General features: G+C 68.9%; 7 protein-coding genes. 4 read left to right on the plus strand and 3 right to left on the minus strand.

Annotated features, from left to right (window positions below):
• Window positions 1–172 precede the first annotated feature (172 nt).
• Entirely contained in the window at window positions 173–613 is a 441-nt protein-coding gene (locus tag AACH06_RS28270) for a hypothetical protein (protein WP_341429162.1), read from the plus strand.
• A 24-nt stretch (window positions 614–637) separates the two neighbouring features.
• On the opposite strand, the gene AACH06_RS28275 is transcribed toward AACH06_RS28270, so the two are convergent.
• A complete protein-coding gene (locus tag AACH06_RS28275) occupies window positions 638–1,114 on the minus strand; it encodes an OsmC family protein (protein WP_341429163.1) in 477 nt (158 codons plus the stop codon).
• Between the two features lie 184 nt (window positions 1,115–1,298).
• On the opposite strand from AACH06_RS28275, the gene AACH06_RS28280 reads away from it, so the two are divergent.
• From AACH06_RS28280 to AACH06_RS28290, 3 genes are all read left to right on the plus strand, one after another.
• Window positions 1,299–3,068, plus strand: a complete 1,770-nt coding sequence (locus AACH06_RS28280; RefSeq protein WP_341429164.1) for a diguanylate cyclase — start codon at window positions 1,299–1,301, stop codon at window positions 3,066–3,068.
• Window positions 3,069–3,223: 155 nt separating this feature from the next.
• Window positions 3,224–3,655 carry a hypothetical protein gene (locus AACH06_RS28285; protein WP_341429165.1) on the plus strand — a complete coding sequence of 144 codons (432 nt, stop codon included), beginning with the start codon at window positions 3,224–3,226 and terminating at the stop codon, window positions 3,653–3,655.
• Window positions 3,652–4,116 carry an ABA4-like family protein gene (locus tag AACH06_RS28290; RefSeq protein ID WP_341429166.1) on the plus strand — a complete coding sequence of 155 codons (465 nt, stop codon included), beginning with the start codon at window positions 3,652–3,654 and terminating at the stop codon, window positions 4,114–4,116. The genes AACH06_RS28285 and AACH06_RS28290 overlap by 4 nt, the downstream gene beginning before the upstream one ends.
• A 24-nt stretch (window positions 4,117–4,140) precedes the next feature.
• On the opposite strand, the gene AACH06_RS28295 is transcribed toward AACH06_RS28290, so the two are convergent.
• Window positions 4,141–4,791 (minus strand): hypothetical protein, encoded by a 651-nt coding sequence (locus AACH06_RS28295; RefSeq protein ID WP_341429167.1) that lies wholly within the window; start codon window positions 4,789–4,791, stop codon window positions 4,141–4,143.
• 142 nt (window positions 4,792–4,933) lie between these two features.
• Entirely contained in the window at window positions 4,934–5,716 is a 783-nt protein-coding gene (locus AACH06_RS28300) for a winged helix-turn-helix domain-containing protein (protein WP_341429168.1), read from the minus strand.
• Window positions 5,717–6,000 lie beyond the last annotated feature (284 nt).

The raw sequence follows: 6,000 nt of genomic DNA on the forward strand, positions 1-6,000 counted from the left end.
CGTCACGGGGGCTGGGGATCGACCACGGAACGTGTTGGCGGCCTATCCACATCGTGTTCAGTCTTTTCAGAGCGGCTCGGATCGGGTAGAGGCAGGGGATTGACAGCGGTCCAGAAGTCTCCTCGACGACGGGCATATCCTCAAAGAATGTAGAAGGGCATCGGAGCCGCACATGTCGATCAACCGCTACGGATGCGGGGCACAGGAAGTCTGCACATTCACCTGGGATCGCGGCCTTCATCGATGGGCCGCCTCCTACCGCGTCGGTGCCGGCCCCATCATCGACATTGCCGACACAGTGTTCCGGCGTGAAGAACAGGCGCATCAGGTGGCGCTCTCCAGGGCACGCGAGTCGCACCAGATCGTGTCGACGATGCGTGACGACGGGCCACCGGATCCTTGGGTTCCGCTGGTCTCGTCGGTGCGGCGCGGGGCGGTCATGCGCTGGCCGCCACCCGTTGGCAGGAGCTTCGTCCACGTGCGCCTGGCTGAGCGTGTAGTCCGGGGGCAGCCTCGGTCCACGCTGCGCGCCCAGACGGCGGGCGAACTGGGCTCCGCGCGCACCCACCCGGCCATCGTTCTCATCGACTCGGCCGAAACGGCCAGCCCCTGAGCTGAGGCGCGGCCGGCTGTACCCTCAGCCTTCGTGGCGGTGCAGCACGGTGCCGGCCGGGTCCAGCACCTGCACGGCGACGGGGAAGCCCGCCCGCACGCTTTGGGTCACCACGCAGAAGTCTTCGAACTGGGCCAGCACACGCTCCAGGCTCTTGAAGCCATCCGAGGGTTGACCCAGATGCAGGTCGACCGCGATGTGGCCCACGCGCCAGCGGCCTTGCTCATTGCGCGCGAGCTGTAGCGTGGCCGTGGCGCGCAACGGATCGGGCTGGTTGCCGAACTTGCGCATGGCGAACAGCAGGCTGGCAGCCAGGCAGTTGGCCACCGCAGCCGCCAGCAGGCGAGAGGGGTTGGGCCCGGCATCGCCCCCGAGCGGAGGTGGCTCGTCGGTGGCCAACAGCGGCAGGCCCGGCTTGTCGAATTGAACCTGGAACTGGAAGTCCTTCAACTGGTTCAGCTCGATGGTGAATTGGTTCGGTGTCTCGGCGGTGGTGGTCATGGGGGCTTCTGGCGATGGAAATCGGTCGACGTCTGTCAAAGACGATAGGCGAGGCATTCGTCTCGCCCGTTGACAGGTGTCAAGGCCATCAGCCTACCCCGGAACGCCGGCTCGCCGATATGATGGGCCGGCAGCCTGCAGCGGCCATTGCGACCGGGCAGCCCCTGTTGCCATTCCTGCCGCCATGCCTGCTCGCCAAGCCGTGCCGCCGACCACTCTGGCCAGCACCGCGCATGACGCGGTCGATCTTGCGTTGGCCGCGGTGTTGTCCGATACCGCCGAGGCCTGCCGCCGCGCCGAGGCGATGGCTCAGGACGCCCGGGCTGCAGGCGACGAAGGCGGTGAGGCCATGGGCCGCTTGATTCTGGCCTTCGTCGAATTGCGCGAGGGCGAACTGGCGGCCGGAATCGACCGGCTGGATGAGGCCCAAGCCGCGCTGTCGCGTCATTCGCATGCGCGTGGGGAGCTCCTGGCCCGCCACGTGCGCACGCAGGCGCTTCGTCGGCAGGGCCGCAACGACGACGCGCTGGGCGAACTGACGCGGCTGCACGCGCTGGCCGCTCAGCGGCCGCCGGTGGATGCCTTCTTCACGGTCATGGCCTTGGGCACGGTGCAGGGCATGCTGGACCACCAGGACAATTCGCTGGCCAGCTTTTACGCCGGCCTGACGATCGCCCGCCGCACGGGCCTGCCGAGCCTGGAAGTCAATGCCCTCAACAACCTGGGCTCGGTGCAACTGGACTTGTACAACCTCGAAGATGCGCAGCCGCTGCTGCGGCGCTGTCTTGAGTTGTCGCTCGCCATCGGCTCCCGGCGGCAGCGCATCTTCGCGGCTGGAAACCTGTTGCAGTGCCTGTCGGCGATGGGGTTGAACGATGAGGCGCTGGTGCTGGCGCGGACGCACCTCATCCCGGTGATTCAGCCCGGCGACCCCCCTGTGCTGCAGCGCGACGAAGAGATCGCCCAGGCCCTGGTGGCGTCGGGTTGCTTCGACGAGGCCCGCCAATACCTCGCTCGTGCTCCGCAGTCGGACGTGCTGACCAATGCCACCACCGCCACCCGGGTGTGGTTGGAGATGCAGGTGATGGTGGCCGACGGCCGCTCGGCTAAGGCACTGACGTGGGGGTTGGCGCACTGCGGTCTGACAGACGATGCAACCGTGATGCCGCTGGACCGCATACGCCTGATCGAATACACCGCCGAGTGCGCGCGCCGTTGCGGCAAATGGCGCACGGCCTACGAGCACCAGCACCGCGCCTATGCGCTGAAAGACGTGCTGCTGGGTCGCGCCGCGAGGGCGCGCTTTCTCAGCCTGCAGATCGAACACGAGCTGGCCCGGGCGCAGGCTGAGCGCGACGATGCGTTCGAGCTGGCCCACCAACTGGAGCGCGCCAACCTGGACCTGCACGCCCAGGTGCGCGCGAACGAGGTGCTGCGCCAGCAACTCGAATCGCTCGCGCTGGAAGACCCCCTGACCGGCCTGTGCAATCGAAGAGCGTTGTTTCAGGCCGGACAGGCCGCGTTGGACCAGGCGCGGCGCACGGGCTCGGACGTGGCCTTGGCGCTGGTGGATCTGGACCACTTCAAGGCGATCAACGATCGCCACGGGCACGACGCCGGCGATCGCGTGTTGCAGGCTTTCGCCGAGGTGGCGCGGCAGGCGGTGCGGCCGGGCGACGTGGTGTGCCGCTATGGGGGCGAGGAGTTCGTGGTGGTCTTCGCGGGGGCGTCGGCCCAGGTGGCCCACGAGAGGATGAACCGTGTGCTGGCAGCGTTCAGCGGGTTGACCCACGAGGGCACCGCGGGCCAAGCCTTTGGCTGCACGTTTTCGGCGGGCGTCGCGGGCACGGCGGGCGGCGTGGCCACGCTGGCCGAGCTGCTGCAACTCGCCGATCGGGCCCTCTACGTCGCCAAGGAAGCGGGGCGGGCCCGCATCGTCGACGGCACCGCTTGAGCCGGCGGGCCCACGCCTACAATGCCGCCCTGGGCTGCCAGGACGCCCACCTCGCGAAAGCTGCCGCACCTGTTGATCCGCAAGCCTTTCGCTTGCATACCACCCCCCATGGCCCAAGGCGAGATTGGCCACCATTGCGTGGAGTTGGTATGCCCATGGGCACCATCGATATCGTTCTTCGCCAGGCGCGCAAGCTGCATCTGGCGGCCAAGTCCGACAGCCTGTCGTCGGCCATGCCTGTGCTGCGCCGCATCCATGCGGCCGGCATCTTTCCCTCCAAGACACTGTTCGCGCTGCACCGTGAGCGCGGGTCGATTCAGCGCAAGCATCTGCTGCGCTTGCTGGCGATCGAGGCGGGCTATCCAGACTGGGAGCGTTTCAGGCCCGAACTGGCGCACTGGTCGCCCGAAGCGCTCGAGCACTTCAAAGTGGCCGATGAGTGGACACCCTATCTGAACGCGTGGTTCGCGTCAGAAGCGCAGGCGAGCGCGTACGCGCAAGCGCATGGTGGGCGCGTGGTGCGCTATGGCCCGCATGCGGTGGTGCAGGCCTCTGACGCGGCCATGGCGGAAGGGGCGAGGTCATGACGCCCGAGCGTGTCTTTGAAGGGGCCAGCGTCGCCAGCTTGTGCGGCTGGGCGGGCCTGCTCTTCGGCGCGGCATGCCCGATGGGGGCGGCCCGGCGCTGGCTGCTGGCCTGGGGTGGCCGGGTGGTGCCTTTGGCGCTGGCCGCGGGCTATCTCGGGATGCTGGTGGCCCACTGGGGCAGCGCCCCGGGTGGGCATTTCGGCAGCCTTGATGGCGTGGCGACCTTGTTCGCTTCGAGGGGCAAGCTCGCGGGCGGGTGGATGCATTTTCTGGCGTTCGACCTCTTCGTCGGCCGCTGGATCATCGACGACACCGTTGGCCGAGGTGCACCGCGGTGGCCCTGGCTGCTGAGCCTGCCGCTGTGCCTGCTGTACGGGCCGGCCGGCTTGCTGGTTCACTTCCTCACCCGCATCGGGCGAGAAGTGATGGCGCGGGGGCCCGGCCAACGGCGCTGCGGATGACCCGCAGGCGTGGGCCGCGCGCTGTCATGCGGTGACACTGAGCGCCGATTCGCTCTGATCGGCCGTCAGGCGCGCGTAGCGCTGGGCGAGTTGCTGCAGGAACTGGCTGACGTCGGGCTGTGAGGCGGTGATGGCGGCGCTGCTACCTGTGTCGCCGGCATTGTCTGCATCACCCGCCGCCGGCGGTGGGCCCATTGCCGGCACGGGCGGCTCGGGCGGCTGGCCACCGTCGGCATTCATCATCTGTTCGCGGAAGCTGTCGATCTCGCCCGCCGAGAGATCGCCACTGCCGTCTTCGTCGATGGCGGCGAACAGTTGCTGAACCTCATCCGAGGCAGCGTCCAGACCGAATTCGTCGCTCGAGACACTGCCGTCGTCGTCGCTGTCCAGCGACGCGATGGGGTCTTCGCCCGGCGGCGGGCCTCGCCGCGCAGCGCCGGCACCGGCCATGTGGGCGAACTGCGCGGTGCTCATCGTGCTGTCGAACTGTGAGGGCGGCGGTGGCGGGCCATCTGGGCGCGACGTTGCGCCCGTGGCCGCGTTGGAGGCCGAGGCGGTGCCACCGGTGCGCTGGCTGAAAGAGCTGGCCGTCGAAGTTGACGTGGCCGCGCGGCTGGACAGCAGGCTCCACAGGTTGCTGGCGCCTGAGGCGGCCGAAGAGATGCCGAGGGTCATCATGGGCTCCTGATCGAAGGGGTTGGGTCGTCGCGGGCAGAAGGGCCCGCATCGCCATCGTGTGGGCCGGCCGTCAAGCCTTCATGTCAACTTGGTTGGGCGCCGACATGTATGCCCAGGGTGGGGGAGATGACCGAGGTTCTCAGCCCTCCAGGCCGTCAAAGAGGTAACCCACGCCGCGCACGGTGCGAATGGCGGGCGGCAGGCCCGCTTCGTCGCTGAGCTTCTTTCGCAGGCGCGAGACGAGCAGGTCGACGTTGCGCTCCAGTTGGTCGGCACCCGCGCCACGGGCGAGATCGATCAGAGCCTGGCGGGCCAGTGCGTGGCCCGGGTGATCGAGAAATGCGCAGAGCAGGCGGTACTCGGCAGGCGACAGCGGTACCCGCATGCCGCTCCGGGCCTGCAGGCTGCGGCTGGCGGCATCCAGCGTCCAATCGCCACCCAGGGCACGGGCTCCCAGATCGGTTCGGGGGCCTGCGTGCGGGGCGTGGGGCCGGCGCCCGGTGCCGGGCTCATGCCGGTAGCGGCGCAGCAGGGCATGCACCTGCGCCTGCAGCTCGCGCGGGTCGGCCAGGGGGTCGCACACCGCATCCGCGCCGAGCTCATAGGCCAACGAGCGATCGATGGCGGTGTGCGCCGGCTGGAGCACGATCACCGGGAGGCGGCGGTGCTGTTCGCGCAGGCGAGCCAGCCGCCACCAGCAATCCAGGCGCCCGGGCCGCATGGGCTCGACGCGCGGATCCAGCATCAGCAATTGGGCTCCTCGCCTCGCGGCGCCCTCCACGTCCTGTGGGTCCTGGCTGGAGCGCACGTCGTGCCCGTGTCGTCGCAACGCCGTTTGCAGCAGGCGATGCTCAGGCCGGTCTGGGGCGACCAGCCACAGTTGGGCGGGGGCGGCGGGGGGCGATTCGCAGGGGCTGCTCATGCCCACAGGCTATGGGCCCGCTCTGCAGGCCGAGCCACGTTGAAGCGGCCGGGCGGCCCGTCAATTCACCGGCGCTTTACCAAGCAGAAACACGGGCGCCGTTGTGCGTCGCGGATGACACATCGGCGGCCCGCTGCGCGGTCATGGGTTGGGCATCCGCGTCGACTAGGGCGTGTTCACACTACGGAGCCCCGATGCGTTGCCACCAGAACCGGTCGAGCGCAAGGCGCAAAACGAAGCCGGGGTGCGGCCCCGGCGAGGCTTTGCAACGCCGCGGGCGGCTG

It is taken from the genome of Ideonella lacteola, from assembly GCF_038066555.1.
Taxonomy (GTDB): domain Bacteria; phylum Pseudomonadota; class Gammaproteobacteria; order Burkholderiales; family Burkholderiaceae_C; genus Ideonella; species Ideonella lacteola.

Excerpts from the sequence above, each read along its gene's own strand:
- AACH06_RS28270 (WP_341429162.1), top strand. The coding sequence starts at position 173 with ATGTCGATCAACCGCTACGGATGCGGGGCACAGGAAGTCTGCACATTC.
- AACH06_RS28275 (WP_341429163.1), bottom strand. The coding sequence starts at position 1,114 with ATGACCACCACCGCCGAGACACCGAACCAATTCACCATCGAGCTGAAC.
- AACH06_RS28280 (WP_341429164.1), top strand. The coding sequence starts at position 1,299 with ATGCCTGCTCGCCAAGCCGTGCCGCCGACCACTCTGGCCAGCACCGCG.
- AACH06_RS28285 (WP_341429165.1), top strand. The coding sequence starts at position 3,224 with ATGGGCACCATCGATATCGTTCTTCGCCAGGCGCGCAAGCTGCATCTG.
- AACH06_RS28290 (WP_341429166.1), top strand. The coding sequence starts at position 3,652 with ATGACGCCCGAGCGTGTCTTTGAAGGGGCCAGCGTCGCCAGCTTGTGC.
- AACH06_RS28295 (WP_341429167.1), bottom strand. The coding sequence starts at position 4,791 with ATGACCCTCGGCATCTCTTCGGCCGCCTCAGGCGCCAGCAACCTGTGG.
- AACH06_RS28300 (WP_341429168.1), bottom strand. The coding sequence starts at position 5,716 with ATGAGCAGCCCCTGCGAATCGCCCCCCGCCGCCCCCGCCCAACTGTGG.